Genomic DNA, 15,285 nt, shown 5'->3' on the forward strand with positions numbered 1-15,285 from the left:
GGAGGCCGCCCCGCGCGCGCCCGAGCCGTCGCCGGTCGCCGAGCCGCCTCCCGCGCCCGAGCCGCCGCCCGCCGTCGCCGCCCCGGTGGCGCCACCGGTGTCCCAGCCTGTCGCCGAGGCGCCCAAGGCGCCCGTCGAGTCCCAGCCCCAGGTCGCCGCCGAGGCGCCCAAGGCTCCGGCCGAGCCAGCTCGTCCGGTCGCTGTCCCTCCCGCTGCCGCCGCGCAGCCTCGTCCCCCCTCTCAGGAGAGCACCCACTTGCCCCAACCCCCTCCGCGCTCGCCGGTCCCGCCGACAGTCCGGACGTCTCCTTCGCAGTCGTCGTCCGCAACCGTCGTGTCCCGAGGACCTGCGCCGGGCTACGGCAACCGTGGTGGCCCGGGTGGCCGTCCCGGTGGCCCGGGTGGGCAGGGTGGTCGTCCCGGTGGTCCGGGCGGCCCGGGTGGTCGTCCCGGTGGTCCGGGCGGCCCGGGTGGTCGTCCCGGTGGCCCGGGGCAGGGTGGCCGTCCTGGTGGCCCGGGGCAGGGTGGCCGTCCCGGCTACTCCCAGTCGTACCAGGCCAGTCCCCGTCCCGGACAGACGACGGTTCGCCCCAGCGGCCCTTCGGCGCAGGGCGGCGCCCCCGGCTCCGCTCCGGCGGCGCAGGGGCCCACCATCATGGTCGGCGGCGTGCCCCACGCCCAGGTCGCCCCCACGGGTGGCCAGGCGCGTCCCACGGCCACCCAGGCCGTGGTCATCTCGCGTCCGCTCATCCAGGTGCGGCGCGTCACGCCCACCGCCGGTCAGGCCAAGCAGTACCCCATGGCGCCGGGCCGCGCGGGCATCCCCGAGCGGCGTGAGTACAAGGTCGTCCCGGACCACCTGGGCCGGGGTCGCGAGCTGGTCGACGTCTCCAAGAACAAGGAGCGGGGTCAGCGCAAGCGCACCAGCGGCGATACGCAGAGCGTGTCCAAGCAGGAACTGACGGACATGGTCTGGGGCCGCGTCACCATCCCGGTGCGTGGCAAGAAGAAGAAGCCCACGAAGAAGGGCGCCAAGACGCAGATCACCCAGATGGCCGAGGAGAAGAAGGTCATCAAGCTGCAGGAGGGCATCTCCGTGTCCGACCTGGGCCAGCGCATGGGTGTGCGCAGCGCGGAGCTCATCAAGAAGCTGATGGGCCTGGGCAAGATGGCCACGGCGAACCAGATGGTGGACGCCGACACCGCGGAGATGATCGCCACCGACTACGGCTGGAAGATCGACCGCGTGGGCTTCGAGGTGGAGGACTACCTGCCCGAGGTGGAGGCGCGTCCCGAGGACGAGCGTCCGCGTCCGCCGGTCGTCACCATCATGGGCCACGTCGACCACGGCAAGACGAGCCTGCTCGACGCCATCCGCAGCGCCAACGTGGCGGCGGGCGAGGCGGGCGGCATCACCCAGCACATCGGCGCGTACAGCATCTCCACGGCGCGCGGTGACGTGACGTTCCTGGATACGCCGGGTCACGAGGCCTTCACGTCCATGCGCGCCCGCGGCGCCAACGTGACGGACATCGTGGTGCTGGTGGTGGCCGCCGACGACGGCGTGATGCCGCAGACCATCGAGGCCATCAAGCACGCCAAGGCGGCCGAGGTGCCCATCGTCGTCGCCATCAACAAGATGGACGTGCCGGGCGCCAACCCGGACCGCGTGAAGAAGGACCTGGCCAGCCACGAGCTCGTCCCCGAGGAGTGGGGCGGCGACACCATCATGGTGCCCGTCTCCGCCAAGACGAAGCAGAACCTGGACCTGCTCCTGGAGAACCTGGCGCTGCAGGCCGAGGTGCTCGAGCTGACGTCCAACCCGTCCCGTCCGGCGGTGGGCGCCATCATCGAGGCCAAGCTGGACCGCGGCCGCGGCCCCGTGGCCACGGTGCTGGTGCAGGAGGGTTCGCTCAAGCTGGGCGACGCCATCGTCACCGGTTCGCACTACGGCCGTGTCCGCGCGATGAACAACAGCCGCGGCGAGCAGGTGAAGGAAGTCAAGCCCGGCTACTGCGCGGAGGTCATCGGCCTGTCCGGTGTCCCCAGCGCGGGCGACACCATCAACATGGTGGCGGACGAGAAGGCGGCCAAGCAGATCGCCGAGCACCGCGGCATGAAGGAGCGCCAGACGGAGCTCAGCAAGGTCAGCCGCGAGTCCCTGGAGCAGCTGTTCGCCAAGACGAAGGCGGGCGGCGGTCCCAAGGAGCTGCGCGTCGTCATCAAGGCGGACGTGCAGGGTTCGGCCGAGGCCGTCAAGCAGGCCGTGCTCAAGCTCTCCACGCACAAGGTCAAGGTGGAGGCGGTCCACACGGGCGTGGGCGCCATCACCGAGGGCGACGTGATGCGCGCGGCGGCCTCCAAGGGCCTCGTGGTGGGCTTCAACGTCCACCCGGAGTCCGGCGCGGAGGCGGCGGCCAAGGCCCAGGAGGTCACCCTCCAGAGCTACTCCATCATCTACGAGCTCATCGACGGGGTCCGCACGGCGATGGAGGGCCTGCTCGAGCCCATCCGCACGGAGAAGAAGCTGGGTCGCGCGGAGGTCCGCAACACCTTCAACGTCCCGCGTCTGGGCACCATCGCCGGTGCGGCGGTGCTGGATGGCGTCATGAAGCGCGGCGCGTTCGTGCGCCTCATGCGCGAGAACAAGCAGCTGTTCGCGGGCAAGATGGCGTCGCTGCGTCGCTTCAAGGACGACGTCAAGGAGGTCGCGCAGGGCTTCGAGTGCGGTATCGGCATCGCGGACTTCAACGACCTCAAGGCCGGGGACATCATCGAGGCCTACGAGATCGAAGAGACCCGGCAGAGCCTGACCTAGGCCCTCGCCGCGCGTCGCTTCGCGCCCCCGGGAAGGCCCCACCTTCCCGGGGAGGTTTCGCCCCAGGGGCGCCGCAGGTCGTGCCCGGCGCCCCTCGGGTCAGGGGATTCACATGTTCGTGGGCGTCGCACGCCTCACCCTCCAGATTCCGGACAGCGGCTCGCTGAAGTCCAAGCGGCAGGTGCTGCGCCGGGTGATGGACCGGGTGAAGGCTCGCTTCAACGTGGCCATCGCGGAGGTGGAGGACCAGGACCTCTGGCAGAAGGCCTCGATTGCCCTCTCGGTGGTGGGCAACGAGCGCCGCCACGTGGAGGAGCAGTTGGAGAAGGTCATCCACTTCGTCGAGGAGATGTACGTCGCCCCGCTGATGGCGCGGGAGACGGAAATCCTGGCCTTCGGAGACCAGTTGTTCTCCGGAAGTGGCGCCGCCCCCATGATGGGGGATGGAGCGCCGGGCGAGGATGATGACCTCTCGCCCGAGCAGGCGGCCGCGCAATCGGAGGCCGCCATCGCCCGGTTCATGCGGGGCGAGCGGGCCTCCATGGCGGAGGCCGAGGGGTTGGGGGAGTGGGAGCGCCGTCATGACGGCGACAACGGCGGCGGCCCCGGCATGGGTCGCCCGTCTCCGTCGGGCGGTGGACGGATGACGCTGGACGAGGCGCGGGCACGGGCCCGCGCGCTGCGCAACCCGCGAGACTGGGAGAAGAAATGACGACGCATTCCCGACCCGAGCGAGTGGGGCAGGAGATCCAGGCGGCCATCGCGGACCTGCTCACGCGGGGTGAGCTGAGGGATCCCCGCATCGGCTACATCACCATCACCGGGGTGAAGGTCTCTCCGGACCTGCGGGTCGCCCGTGTCTTCTATTCGATGATGGGCACCGAGCAGGAGCGCGCGGACACGCAGAAGGGGTTGGACGCCGCCAAGGGCTTCGTGCGCCGCGCGGTGACGTCCGCCGTCAACCTGCGGGTGTCCCCGGAGGTCTTCTTCTCCTTCGACGAGTCCATCGGCGAGGGGGACAAGATCGACCGTCTGCTGCGCGAGGTCCGGGGAAAGGAAGGCTGGTAGTTCCAGCCCCGGCCCCTCAATATTGAGTCTCCGCATGGACGGCGTCCTGGTCATCGACAAGCCCTCGGGTCCCACGTCGTTCGACGTGGTGCGACAGGTGCGCTCGCTCCTGAAGATCAAGAAGGTGGGCCACACGGGGACGCTGGACCCCATGGCCACCGGGGTGCTCCCGCTGTGCCTGGGGGAGGCCACCAAGGTCGCGGGCTTCATCACCGAGGGCGACAAGGCCTACGACGCCACGGTGCGGCTGGGCGCGGAGACGGACACCCAGGACGCGCAGGGCCAGGTGACGGCCCGCGCGGCCGTGCCCGCGCTGACGCCCGCGCTGCTGGAGGGGGCGCTCGCGCGCTTCCGGGGCTCCTTCGAGCAGGTGCCGCCCATGTATTCGGCGGTGAAGGTGGACGGCAAGCGCCTGTACGAACTGGCCCGCGCCGGCGAGGAGGTGGAGCGCGCCGCCCGCCACGTCACCGTGTACGAACTGGTGCTGCGCGACTTCTCCGCGGACCGGCTGCACCTGTCCGTGCGCTGCTCCAAGGGCTTCTTCGTGCGCACCCTCGCCTTCGACCTGGGGCGCGCGCTGGGCTGCGGCGCGCACCTGGAAGCGCTGCGTCGCACGCACAGCGGCCCGTTCTCCCTGGCGCGCGCGCTGCCCCTGGCGGACGTACCCGGGCTGGTGAAGGACGGCACGCTGGCCTCCCGGCTCGTCTCCATGGGGGACGCGCTGGTGGACCTGCCGGAGGTCCGGCTGGGCGCCGAGGACGCCCGGCGCGTCTCCCACGGCGTCCCGGTGGAGGTCCCCGCCACGTCGCTGCGGCCGGGACGGCTCCGGGTCCTCGGGCCTTCCGGAGAGCTGCTCGCCGTGGCCGAGGGCGTGGGCGGCCGGCTGCGCTACCTGCGGGTGCTCGTCTAGGCGCGTCGGGCTTGTGCGTCTTCGCACGCTCCGCTCCTGGTGGGCCTCACGGGCAGGCGTCCAAGGTTGACCCTGGGTAGGGTGAAGCTTATAAGCCCCCCGCTCGTTAGAAGGATGAGACCCGGTCTGTACCCCTCCGCGGACCTGGGCGACTCAAGCGGTACTCACCACCGGAGCGGGACCGAAGGACGAATCACATGTCGCTGCATCAGGAGCGGAAGTCGGAGCTGGTGACGAAGTTCCGGACCCACGAGTCGGATACGGGTTCCCCGGAGGTGCAGGTGGCGCTGCTGTCCGAGCGCATCAACATGCTCACCGAGCACTTCAAGACGCACAAGAAGGACCACCACTCCCGCCGCGGTCTGCTGAAGCTGGTCGGCCAGCGCCGCCGGCTGCTGGACTACCTGAAGTCGAAGGACGTGACGCGGTACAAGAAGCTCATCGAGGGCCTCGGCATCCGCAAGTAGGCATCTCGTAGGACCCGGGGCGCTGGTTCGACCAGCGCCCCGCGCGTTTTGGCAGGACGTCGTCGCAGTGAAGTGAAGTGAGAAGTCGCGGTGGACGGAGGCGGGCGAGGGAGTGGTGCCGTCGGAGGTTTTGGTTTCCGTTCGGACCGGCTGACCCCAGTGGGGTGGGCCGGTGCGATCAGGGATCAAAAGTTCCGAGCATCCCTCCGGCGCTCCGCAAGCGCCCTCCGCGGTACAGGCTGGCGGTTGCCTGACGTGTGCCTGTCCCAGGCCCTGGCGACCGCTCTTACACCCCGAGGGCCCTCCCGGGGTGCCCGGCCCTTTTGGGCGTACCGGGTGCGCGCGGTGGGGTCCTCGCCCCGAAGGACTACAGAGGCAAGGACATGCTGAAGAAGAGCGTCAAGATTGGCGAGAGCGAGCTGAGCATCGAGACGGGCCGTCTGGCCAAGCAGGCCGACGGCTCCGTGGTGGTCCGCTATGGCGACACCATGCTGCTCGTCACGGCGGTGAGCGCGAAGGAGAAGAAGGACGTCGACTTCCTGCCGCTGACGGTGGAGTACCAGGAGAAGCTGTATTCGGCGGGCCGCATCCCCGGCAGCTACTTCAAGCGTGAGGGCCGGCTGACGGAGAAGGAGACGCTGGCCAGCCGCCTGGTGGACCGCTCCGCGCGTCCGCTGTTCCCGGAAGGCTACGCGTACGAGACGCAGATCATCGCGAGCGTCATCTCCGCGGATCCGGAGAACGAGGGTGACGTGCACGGCATCACCGGCGCCTCCGCGGCGCTGTGGGTGTCGGACATCCCGTTCGACGGCCCCATCGCCGGCATCCGCGTGGGCCGCGTCGGCGGTCAGCTGGTGGCCAACCCCACCGCGAAGCAGCGTGAGCAGAGCGACCTGGACCTGGTCATGGCGGTCAGCCGCAAGGCCATCGTCATGGTCGAGGGTGGCGCGGAGGAGGTCTCCGAGGCCGACATGGTGGCCGCGCTGGACTTCGGCTTCCAGTCCGCCCAGCCGGCGCTGGACATCCAGGACGAGCTGCGCCGTGAGCTGAACAAGCAGGTGCGCGCGTTCGACAAGGCCCCCGCGGTGGATGACGCCCTGCGCGCCAAGGTGCGCGAGCTGGCCATGGACGGCGTGAAGGCCGGCTACGCCATCAAGGAGAAGGGCGCCCGCTACGACGCGCTCTCCAAGGCGAAGAAGGAGGCCTTGGCGAAGCTCAAGGAGCAGCTGGGCGAGGCCTACACTCCGCTGACGGAGAAGCACGCCAAGCAGGTGGTGGAGGACCTGAAGTACGAGCACATGCGCGAGATGACGGTCAACGGTGGCCGCATCGGCGGGCGTGGGCACGACGTGGTCCGCGCCATCACCTGCGAGGTGGGCGCGCTCCCGCGCACGCACGGCAGCGCCGTCTTCACCCGTGGCGAGACGCAGGCGCTCGTGGTGGCCACCCTGGGCACCAGCGAGGACGAGCAGCGCCTGGAGATGCTGGGCGGCATGTCCTTCAAGCGCTTCATGCTGCACTACAACTTCCCTCCGTTCAGCGTGAACGAGACCAAGCCGCTGCGCGGCCCGGGTCGCCGCGAAATCGGCCACGGCGCGCTGGCGGAGCGGGCGCTGCGCAACATGGTGCCCAAGAGCGAGTCCTTCCCGTACACGGTCCGCCTGGTGTCGGACATCCTCGAGTCCAACGGCTCCTCGTCCATGGCCTCCGTGTGCGGTGGCACGCTGGCGCTGATGGACGCGGGCGTCCCCATCAAGTCGCCGGTGGCCGGTATCGCCATGGGCCTGGTGAAGGAGGGCGACAAGGTCGCCATCCTGTCGGACATCCTCGGTGACGAGGACCACCTGGGCGACATGGACTTCAAGGTGTGCGGCACCTCGAAGGGCATCACCTCCATCCAGATGGACATCAAGATCACCGGCCTGACCACGGAGATCATGAGCCGCGCGCTGGAGCAGGCGCGTCAGGGCCGCATCCACATCCTGGGCGAGATGCTCAAGACGCTGGCGCAGCCCCGCAAGGAGATCAGCCAGTACGCGCCGCGCATCACCACCATCCAGATCCGTCCCGAGTTCATCAAGAACGTCATCGGGCCGGGCGGCAAGGTCATCAAGGACATCATCGCCCGGACCGGCGCCGCGATTAACATCGAGGACTCCGGCCGCGTGGACATCGCCAGCGCGAACGGCGAGGCCGTGAAGGCCGCCATCGCGATGATCCAGGCGCTCACCCGCGAGGCGGAGATCGGCAAGATCTACACGGGCACGGTGCGGAAGATCGCCGAGTTCGGCGCCTTCGTGGAGCTGTTCCCGGGCACCGACGGCCTCATCCACATCTCCGAGCTGTCCGACAAGCGCGTCAAGAGCGTCTCCGACGTGCTGAAGGAGGGCGACGAGGTGCTGGTGAAGGTCGTCAGCATCGACAAGACGGGCAAGATCCGCCTGTCGCGCAAGGAGGCGATGGCGGAGCGCGCGGCGGCCCAGCAGGGCGCCGCCGAGGCCGTCGCCGCCCAGCCGGCGTCCCCCGAGGCCACCCAGCCCAACGCCAAGGCCTGAGTCCCCGGCCGCCGGGCGGACCCGGGCTCCTGAAGGAGCCCGCGGACCGCCCGCGCCGAGCACCCCCTTCCGCCACCGCGCGGGAGGGGGTGTTTTCGTTTCGGGCCCATGTGGCTTAGACCGGGAGACCGGGGTCGCGCGTTGGAGGCGCGAGCTTGCTCCTGGAGGCCCCATTGCCGCCTCGCCCGCCGTCCGCCGCGCCGCCGCCGCCTGCTTCGGGCTTCGTCACCGACGTCTCGCGCCTGTTGGGCGGCTTCCGGTGGGCCTTCATGCCGCTGGGGCTGCTGGCCCTGGTGGCGGTGGGCGTGCACGCCGCGGCGGACACGCTGGATGACCGGCTCGTCTGGCTGGTGGACCGCGCGGACGCGACCTTCGACGCGTGGGTGGGCGCGTCCGACTTCACCGCGTCCTGGGTGGAGTGGGTGTCGCTGGAGACGCGCACGCGCATCGCCCGGGGGCTGGCGTTGGCCTGGGAGCTGGCGGCCGACCTGGTGTTGGCGCTGCCCGCGCTGGGCTACCGGGAGGCCACGGCGCCTAGGCCCGCGGAGGCGTGGCGCGCGGCGCTGGAGGCACGTGAAGCCGAGACGCCGTCCTGGCGTGCGCTGTGGACGCGGTGCCTGCGCAAGCCCACGCCCATGCGTTGGTTGCGGCCCCTGGCCACCGCGGCGGTGGTGGTGGCGGGCGCCTGCGCCGTGGCGCGGCTGCTCCAGGGCACGGTGTACCTGTCCTGGCGCGAGTTGATGGGGGACCGCATCGCGGACGTGGCCGCGCGTGTGCTGGCGCTGGGGGCCCTGGGAGGTGTGCTGGGCACGCTGGGCTGGCGCGCGGTGCTGCGCAACCTGCAACACGCGGACGCGGCGTGCGCGAGCGAGCGGGGCAGCAGGGCCTTCACGCGGGGGTTGCTCGGGTGCGTGGTGGTGGTGCCGCTGGCCGTGGCCGCCGCGCTGGATGCGTCCCCGCTGCTGTCCTTCCTCCGCTGAGGCGCGCCATGTTCTCGCGTCGCGCGAAGGGGCTCCTGGACTTCTGCATGGCGGTGCTGTGCCTGTGGACGGCGTACCACCACACGCCCGCGGGCGCGCTGGTGCGCAAGGGCTCGGCCTGGGTCTTCGGCTCGCGGAGCACCGCGCGCCCGCTGCTCGCCTACTACGACGGCGTGAGCGGCACGACGCTGGCGGTGCCGGTGACGGTGCCCGAGGGCTCGCTCCTCCATCCCCTGACGGACGCGGAGGCGCTCGCGTGGGGCACGCACCTGTCGCTCAAGGGGCTCGACGCCCGGGCCCGCGAGCCGGTGGTGGCGCTGGCCACCGAGCTGGGCATCCCCGCGGCGCGGTTGCTCGACCCGGTGGAGGGCCCGGTCGCCACGCGCAGGCTGCTCACGGCGCTGGCGGGGGACTTCCCCCGTGAGGAGGCCCGGCTCGCCGCGCTCTTCGCGGGCCGCGTCCCCGCGCGCTACGCGGTGGAGCGCGTGGAGGCGGAAGGAGGCGTGGCGACGCTGGAGGCGCTGGCGCGTCAGTTGCCCCCGGGCTTCGAGGCCGCGTCCGTGGGCGCCGCCCAGGCCCTGGCGCTGTCCACCGCGTTCGGGCTGTCCTGGCCGGTGTCGCAGAGCGCGCGCGTGACGAGCCCCTTCGGCGAGCGCTACCACCCGGTGCTCGGCTCGCGGCGCATGCACACGGGCGTCGACATCGGCGTCCCCACCGGGACGGCGGTGGCCGCGGTGGCCGACGGCGTCGTGCGCCGCGCGAGCGAGGACGCGGTGAACGGCCGCGTGCTGGTGTTGGAGCATGGCCGCGGGGTGACGACGGCGTACTGCCACAACTCGGAGCTGCTGGTGGCGGTGGGCCAGAAGGTGTCTCGGGGCCAGCTCATCGCCCGCTCCGGGAACACCGGGCGCTCCACCGGGCCGCATCTGCACTACCAGCTCGAATTGGCCGCGCGCCCCGTGGACCCCCTGAAGTTCCGCGCGTCCGTCCCCGCGGTGTCCTCCTCCCAGGACTCCATGGATTGACTTCGCTCCCGGGCTCACCTGGGGACGCCGCGCAGGCTCGGCGTCGCGTCGGGTGGCCATGGCGCTACCCTGCACGTCGGGGAGGGAACTGGAGACCGGCCGGGCGTGTGGTACATCCGCGCCCATGGCTCCTCAGCTCACCGTGCAGGTGCGCCGCGTGCGCGCCCATCCGGACCCGCTGCCACTCCCCCGTTACGAGACGGCGCTCGCGGCCGGGTTGGATTTGCGCGCGGACATCGACGGGGAGCGCGTGCTCCAGCCGCTGGAGCGCATGGCCGTGCCCACGGGGCTCGCGCTCGGGCTGCCCGCCGGCTACGAGGGACAGGTGCGGCCGCGCTCGGGGCTGGCGCTCCGGCACGGCGTCACGCTGCTCAACGCGCCGGGGACGGTGGACGCGGACTACCGGGGCGAGGTCCAGGTCATCCTCGTCAACCTCTCCCAGGAGCCCTTCACCCTGCGTCGGGGCGACCGGGTGGCCCAGCTCGTGGTGTCGCCGGTGACGTCTGTCACGCTCTCGGAAGTCGAGGTACTCGACGCAACGGCGCGCGGCGACAACGGTTTCGGCTCAACGGGTCGCTAGCCCGGCGTGGACGGCGACAGCGTCGTTCCTTGATGACAGGGGAGTGTGCAGAATAAGAGGTCTGGACCGCCCCCCGCTCGCGGTCCTCCCTCGACTGGCCCCTGGAGTCCGACTGCTTTGCTCTGCTACCGCTGCGGCAGCCACGTCCCCGAGACGACCGACACCTGTCCCACCTGCGGGATGAAGTACGACGCCGCCGCGCGCCAGGCGGCCGGCGTCGCCCGTAAGCGTGGCCTGGAGGGCGCCCCCTACAAGCCAGGGGACGTCATCGCGGGCCGCTACGCCGTGAAGGAGGTCGTGGGCTCCGGCCCCATGGGCTTCGTCTTCCGCGCGCAGGACGAGGAGATCGACGTCGAGGTCGCGCTGAAGACGGTGCACCCACGGCTGGTGCAGCAGCCCGAGGAGCGCACCCAGTTCGCGTTCTCGATGCGGGTGGGCAAGAAGCTCAACCACCCGAACCTGCTGCGCGTGTACGAGGAGGGGCTCGACGGCGAGCGGCCCTTCTTCACCATGCAGTTGCTGGAGGGCATGACGCTGCGGCGCATGATGGAGCAGCGCGCCGCGCGTGGGCAGTTGTTCTCCCTCAAGGACGTGGAGCCGCTGCTGGCGCAGATGGCGGCGGCGCTGGACGCGGCGCACCGCTTCGGTCCGCACTCGGACCTCAAGCCCGAGAACGTCATCGTCCTGCCGGACCTGCTCAAGGTCACCGACTATGGCCTGGGCCTCGCGGTGCCGCAGTTGCCGTTCGTGCAGGCGCAGAAGGGGCACCGGGCGGACCTCTACATCGCGCCGGAGTACGTGGCGGGCGGCGAGCTCGACACGCGCATGGACGTGTTCTCGCTCGGGGTCATCATGGGCGAGATGGTGACGGGCCTGGTGCCCGCGGATGGCGTGGTGCCGGGGCTCACGTCCCTGCACCCGGACCTGCCCACCTCGTTCGAGGCGCTCTACCGGCGCGCGCTGAACATCAACCCGCTGGCCCGTCCGAAGACGGCGGGCGAGCTGGCCACCGAGTTCGCCACCATCCTGTCGCGCACCCCGGACGCGGTGGCCACGCGCGTGCGGAGCGTGCCGCCCCCGCCGGGCTCCGCGCAGGCCGCCGCGGCGCGCCTGGCCGCCCGTCCTCCGCCGCCGGTGCCCACGGACATGCTCCCGGTGCCCACCGGCATGTCCAAGCCCCTGGCCCCGGCCGCGCCGAAGCCCGCGCCGGCGCCGCAGCACCACGAGGACGAGCCGCCTCCTCCGGACGCGACGCAGCCGCTGGACGCCGCGACGCTCGCGGCCATCATGGGCTCCAGCAAGCTGGGTCGACAGGCGCTCACGGAGCAGGCGCTGCCCTTCGTCTCCACGCCCGCGCCCAAGCCGCAGCCGGCCGAGCCCGCTGCGAGGCCCCACCCGCAGGAGGCGGCGCCCCGGCCTCGGGTCACCGGCTCCATGGCCGCCGCGCAGCCTCGCGCCGCGTCCCGGCCCGCGCCGGACCCGGAGGTCGCGGGCAACGGCCGCGCCCTCGAATCCTCTCCCTCCAGCTCCGGGCCGCGCTCGGCGCCGTCCTCGCGCTCGCTCGAGTCCTCTCCCTCCAGCTCCGGGCCGCGCTCGGCGCCGTCCTCGCGCTCGCAAGAGCCCTCCGGGGCCGGAGCCCGCGGGGCCGCGCGCACCCTGGAGTCCGCGCCGGCGATGTCGGGGCCACGGCCCGCGCGCACGCTGGATGCGCCGGTGGTGCCGGCGATTCGCGAGGCGCGCACGCTGGAGTCCTCGCCGGCGGTGTCGGGCGCGCGGGGCTACGATTCGCCGATGACGTCGGGTGCGCGCTCGGCGCCCCGCATCGCGCCGACGGTGCGCTCGGGACGCAACGGGCGCTCCTCGCGGCGGCGGTCCTTGTGGATGTGGATGGCGGTGCTCGTGGTGGGCGGGCTCGTGCTGGGCGCGGGCGGTGGTTACCTGGCGCTCCGCTACGCGCGCGCGCGGGCCAACACCCCCGTGCCCCTGCCCGTGCAGCCGGGAGGCGCGCCCCTCGTCGACGACGGTCCACCCATCGTCGCCGCGTCGGGAACGTGTCCCGCGGGGATGAAGCTCGTGAGCGGCGGCTTCTTCAAGATGGGGGTCGCCAACGACGACGAGCAGTTCGTCGCGGGCGACCGCCCCCTCGCCAGCATGCAGGTGGAGTCCTTCTGCGTGGACGAGTACGAATACCCCAACAAGCGCGGCGAGAGCCCCAAGGTGTCCGTGACATGGGAGAACGCGCGGGACCTCTGCCAGGAGCAGCAGAAGCGACTGTGCACGGAGGACGAGTGGGAGAAGGCATGCAAGGGCGCGGGCAATTCGCGCTTCACGTACGGCGCCGAGTACGTCCCGGGCCGCTGCAACGTGAAGGCGGGCGCGCAGGGCGCGGTGGCGCCGTCGGGGCGGTTCTCCGAATGCGTGACGCCGGGCTATTGGGTGAGGGACCTGTCCGGCAACGTGGCGGAGTGGACGGCCACGCGCGCGACCTCCGGGGGGTACGCCCAGAAGGGCGGGGCCTTCAACCAGCCGCCGGAGTCCTCGCGCTGTGGCACGCGCAGGCTCGGGCCGCCGGAGGAGCGCTCGCCCGCCGTGGGGTTCCGCTGCTGCGCGAGTGTGCGGCCATGAGGTGGCTGGCCCTCGCGCTCCTGGCCGCGCTGGCGCCAGCGGTCGCGGGGGCCCAGGGGGGCTCCCGTCCCCGCGTCGTGGCCGTGAAGTCCGCCAACCTGGCGCCGTACGCCTCCGTCATCGCGGGCTTCTCCGCCGAGGCCCGCGCGGAGATTCAAGAGGTGACGCTGGACGAGAGCGCGGGCGCCGCCGCGCGCGTCTTCAAGAAGCTGGCGTCGCAGAAGCCGGCGCTGGTGCTCGCGCTGGGGCCGCTGGCGGCCAACGCCGCGCGCCGCTCGCTGGGTGAGGACGTGCCCGTCCTGTTCGCCATGGTGCCGTACTACGAGAAGTACGGCCTGGAGGGCCCCAACGTCACCGGCATCTCCCTGACGAGTGACCTGGGGCCGGAGCTGGAGGCGCTGCTGGCGGTGGTGCCCAAGGCCAAGCGCGTGGGCATGGTGCACGACCCGCGCTTCTCCGCGAACACCGTGGCGCTCGCCCAGCAGGCCGCGGTCGCCCGGGGCCTCACCATCCACCCGCTGGAGGTGGACTCGCAGGGCCGTGTGGAGAAGGTGCTGGAGGGCGCGGCGGGGCGCGTGGACGCGTTGATCATGGTGGCGGACAAGACGGTGGGCACCGCGGCGGTCGTCCAGGCGCTCATCTCCTTCGCCCAGGCCCGGCGGCTGCCGCTCGTGGGGCTCACCCCCAGCCAGGTCAAGGAGGGCGCGACGCTGGCCTTGTCCCCCAGCCCCCTTGCAATCGGCCTCCAGGCGGGACGGTTGGCCAATCGCATCATCCACGAGAAGGTCGACCCTGGTGCGCTGGCGGTGGCGCAGCCGGAGGGACTCGACCTCTCCGTGAATCTGTCCACCGCCAGGAAGTTGGGTCCGTCCCCTGAGTCCGTGCTGGAACTGCTCCGGTTCGCGGCGAAGCGGGACTTTGCCGTGAAGGTCTACGAGTGATTCCGCGATACAGCCGACAGGAGATGTCCAACCTCTGGTCCGACGTGGCCCGCTTGCGCCGGTGGCGCGACGTGGAGCTCGCCGCGCTGGAGGGAATGGTGGAGGCGGGGCTGGCCCCGCGCGAGGCGTTGGAGGACTGTCTGAAGCGCGCCGGGGACTTCACCCCGGCGGACGCGGCGCGCATCGAGGAAATCGAACGCACCACCAAGCACGACGTCATCGCCTTCCTCACCTTCATGGAGGAGCGGGTGGGGCCCAGCGCGCGCTGGCTGCACCTGGGCATGACGTCCTCGGACGTGCTGGACACGTCGCTGGCGATGACGCTGCGCGACGCCGTGGACCTCATCCTCCAGGACCTGGAGCGGGTGATGGCCGCGGTGCAGAAGCGCGCCTTCGAGCACAAGCACACCCTGCAGATGGGCCGCAGCCACGGCATCCACGCGGAGCCGGTGACGTTCGGCCACAAGCTGGCCATCTGGTACGACGAGCTGGGCCGGGGCCGCACGCGCCTGCTGCACGCGCGGGAGACCATCGCCACCGGCAAGATTTCGGGCGCGGTGGGCACGTTCGCGCACCTGCCTCCGGCGGTGGAGGCGCACGTCTGCGCGAAGCTGGGCCTGAAGGCCGCGCCCGCCTCCAGCCAGGTGGTGCAGCGCGACCGTCACGCCGAGTACTTCACGGCCCTGGCGCTGCTGGGCGCGAGCATCGAGAAGTTCGCGGTGGAGATCCGCCACCTGCAGCGCACGGAGGTGCGCGAGGCGGAGGAGCCCTTCACCGCGGGGCAGAAGGGCTCCAGCGCGATGCCGCACAAGCGCAACCCCATCCTGTCGGAGAACCTCACCGGCCTGGCCCGGCTGCTGCGCGGCTACGCGGTGAGCGCCATGGAGGACGTGGCGCTGTGGCACGAGCGCGACATCTCCCACTCCTCCGTGGAGCGCGTCATCGGCCCGGACGCCACCATCCTCATGGACTTCATGCTGGTGCGCTTCGCCCGGCTGATGGAGGACCTGCGCGTCTACCCGGAGCAGATGAAGAAGAACCTGGACCTGCTCGGCGGCGTGGTGAACTCGCAGCGGCTGTTGCTGGAGCTGGCGCGCAAGGGCATGGACCGGCAGGCCGCCTACGTCATCGTCCAGCGCAACGCGATGAAGCTCTACGAGGAGGGGGTCGACTTCCGGCAGGCCCTGCTCGCGGACGCGGACCTGCTGAAGATGATGACGCCCGAGGAGATCAACGACTGCTTCTCCCCGGGCTACCACACGCGGCACATGGACGACGTGTTCCGCCGCGTCTTCGGCCGGAGCGAGTAGCCCCGG

12 protein-coding genes are annotated in these 15,285 nt (G+C 71.6%); all 12 read left to right on the forward strand.

The window, feature by feature from the left end:
- The coding region (infB, locus tag LZ198_RS00005) for a translation initiation factor IF-2 (protein WP_256559160.1) at window positions 1–2,818 on the forward strand (2,818 nt) is incomplete at its 5' end.
- 112 nt (window positions 2,819–2,930) lie between these two features.
- Window positions 2,931–3,530 (forward strand): DUF503 domain-containing protein, encoded by a 600-nt coding sequence (locus LZ198_RS00010; protein ID WP_253969739.1) that lies wholly within the window; start codon window positions 2,931–2,933, stop codon window positions 3,528–3,530.
- Window positions 3,527–3,886, forward strand: a complete 360-nt coding sequence (gene rbfA, locus LZ198_RS00015) for a 30S ribosome-binding factor RbfA (RefSeq protein ID WP_253969740.1) — start codon at window positions 3,527–3,529, stop codon at window positions 3,884–3,886. The genes LZ198_RS00010 and rbfA overlap by 4 nt, the downstream gene beginning before the upstream one ends.
- 34 nt (window positions 3,887–3,920) lie before the next feature.
- A complete protein-coding gene (gene truB, locus LZ198_RS00020) occupies window positions 3,921–4,796 on the forward strand; it encodes a tRNA pseudouridine(55) synthase TruB (protein ID WP_253969741.1) in 876 nt (291 codons plus the stop codon).
- Window positions 4,797–4,993: 197 nt separating this feature from the next.
- Window positions 4,994–5,263, forward strand: a complete 270-nt coding sequence (gene rpsO / locus LZ198_RS00025) for a 30S ribosomal protein S15 (protein WP_044279503.1) — start codon at window positions 4,994–4,996, stop codon at window positions 5,261–5,263.
- 383 nt (window positions 5,264–5,646) lie between these two features.
- Entirely contained in the window at window positions 5,647–7,818 is a 2,172-nt protein-coding gene (gene pnp, locus LZ198_RS00030; protein WP_253969742.1) for a polyribonucleotide nucleotidyltransferase, read from the forward strand.
- 173 nt (window positions 7,819–7,991) lie between these two features.
- Entirely contained in the window at window positions 7,992–8,798 is an 807-nt protein-coding gene (locus LZ198_RS00035; RefSeq protein ID WP_253970246.1) for a hypothetical protein, read from the forward strand.
- Window positions 8,799–8,806: 8 nt separating this feature from the next.
- Window positions 8,807–9,823, forward strand: coding sequence for a M23 family metallopeptidase (locus LZ198_RS00040; RefSeq protein WP_253969743.1), 1,017 nt, complete (start codon window positions 8,807–8,809; stop codon window positions 9,821–9,823).
- Between the two features lie 124 nt (window positions 9,824–9,947).
- Window positions 9,948–10,403, forward strand: coding sequence for a dUTP diphosphatase (dut, locus tag LZ198_RS00045; protein ID WP_253969744.1), 456 nt, complete (start codon window positions 9,948–9,950; stop codon window positions 10,401–10,403).
- Between the two features lie 117 nt (window positions 10,404–10,520).
- Window positions 10,521–13,028, forward strand: a complete 2,508-nt coding sequence (locus LZ198_RS00050) for a protein kinase domain-containing protein (RefSeq protein WP_253969745.1) — start codon at window positions 10,521–10,523, stop codon at window positions 13,026–13,028.
- Window positions 13,025–13,969 (forward strand): ABC transporter substrate-binding protein, encoded by a 945-nt coding sequence (locus LZ198_RS00055; RefSeq protein WP_253969746.1) that lies wholly within the window; start codon window positions 13,025–13,027, stop codon window positions 13,967–13,969. Before LZ198_RS00050 ends, LZ198_RS00055 begins: the two co-directional genes overlap by 4 nt.
- Window positions 13,966–15,279 carry an adenylosuccinate lyase gene (gene purB, locus LZ198_RS00060; RefSeq protein WP_253969747.1) on the forward strand — a complete coding sequence of 438 codons (1,314 nt, stop codon included), beginning with the start codon at window positions 13,966–13,968 and terminating at the stop codon, window positions 15,277–15,279. Before LZ198_RS00055 ends, purB begins: the two co-directional genes overlap by 4 nt.
- The last annotated feature ends 6 nt before the right edge of the window (window positions 15,280–15,285 follow it).

This window comes from Myxococcus dinghuensis, from assembly GCF_024198235.1.
Lineage (GTDB): Bacteria > Myxococcota > Myxococcia > Myxococcales > Myxococcaceae > Myxococcus > Myxococcus dinghuensis.

Coding starts and splice junctions, on each gene's coding strand:
- pnp (WP_253969742.1), top strand. CDS start 5,647: ATGCTGAAGAAGAGCGTCAAGATTGGCGAGAGCGAGCTGAGCATCGAG.
- rbfA (WP_253969740.1), top strand. CDS start 3,527: ATGACGACGCATTCCCGACCCGAGCGAGTGGGGCAGGAGATCCAGGCG.
- LZ198_RS00040 (WP_253969743.1), top strand. CDS start 8,807: ATGTTCTCGCGTCGCGCGAAGGGGCTCCTGGACTTCTGCATGGCGGTG.
- LZ198_RS00010 (WP_253969739.1), top strand. CDS start 2,931: ATGTTCGTGGGCGTCGCACGCCTCACCCTCCAGATTCCGGACAGCGGC.
- dut (WP_253969744.1), top strand. CDS start 9,948: ATGGCTCCTCAGCTCACCGTGCAGGTGCGCCGCGTGCGCGCCCATCCG.
- LZ198_RS00055 (WP_253969746.1), top strand. CDS start 13,025: ATGAGGTGGCTGGCCCTCGCGCTCCTGGCCGCGCTGGCGCCAGCGGTC.
- truB (WP_253969741.1), top strand. CDS start 3,921: ATGGACGGCGTCCTGGTCATCGACAAGCCCTCGGGTCCCACGTCGTTC.
- rpsO (WP_044279503.1), top strand. CDS start 4,994: ATGTCGCTGCATCAGGAGCGGAAGTCGGAGCTGGTGACGAAGTTCCGG.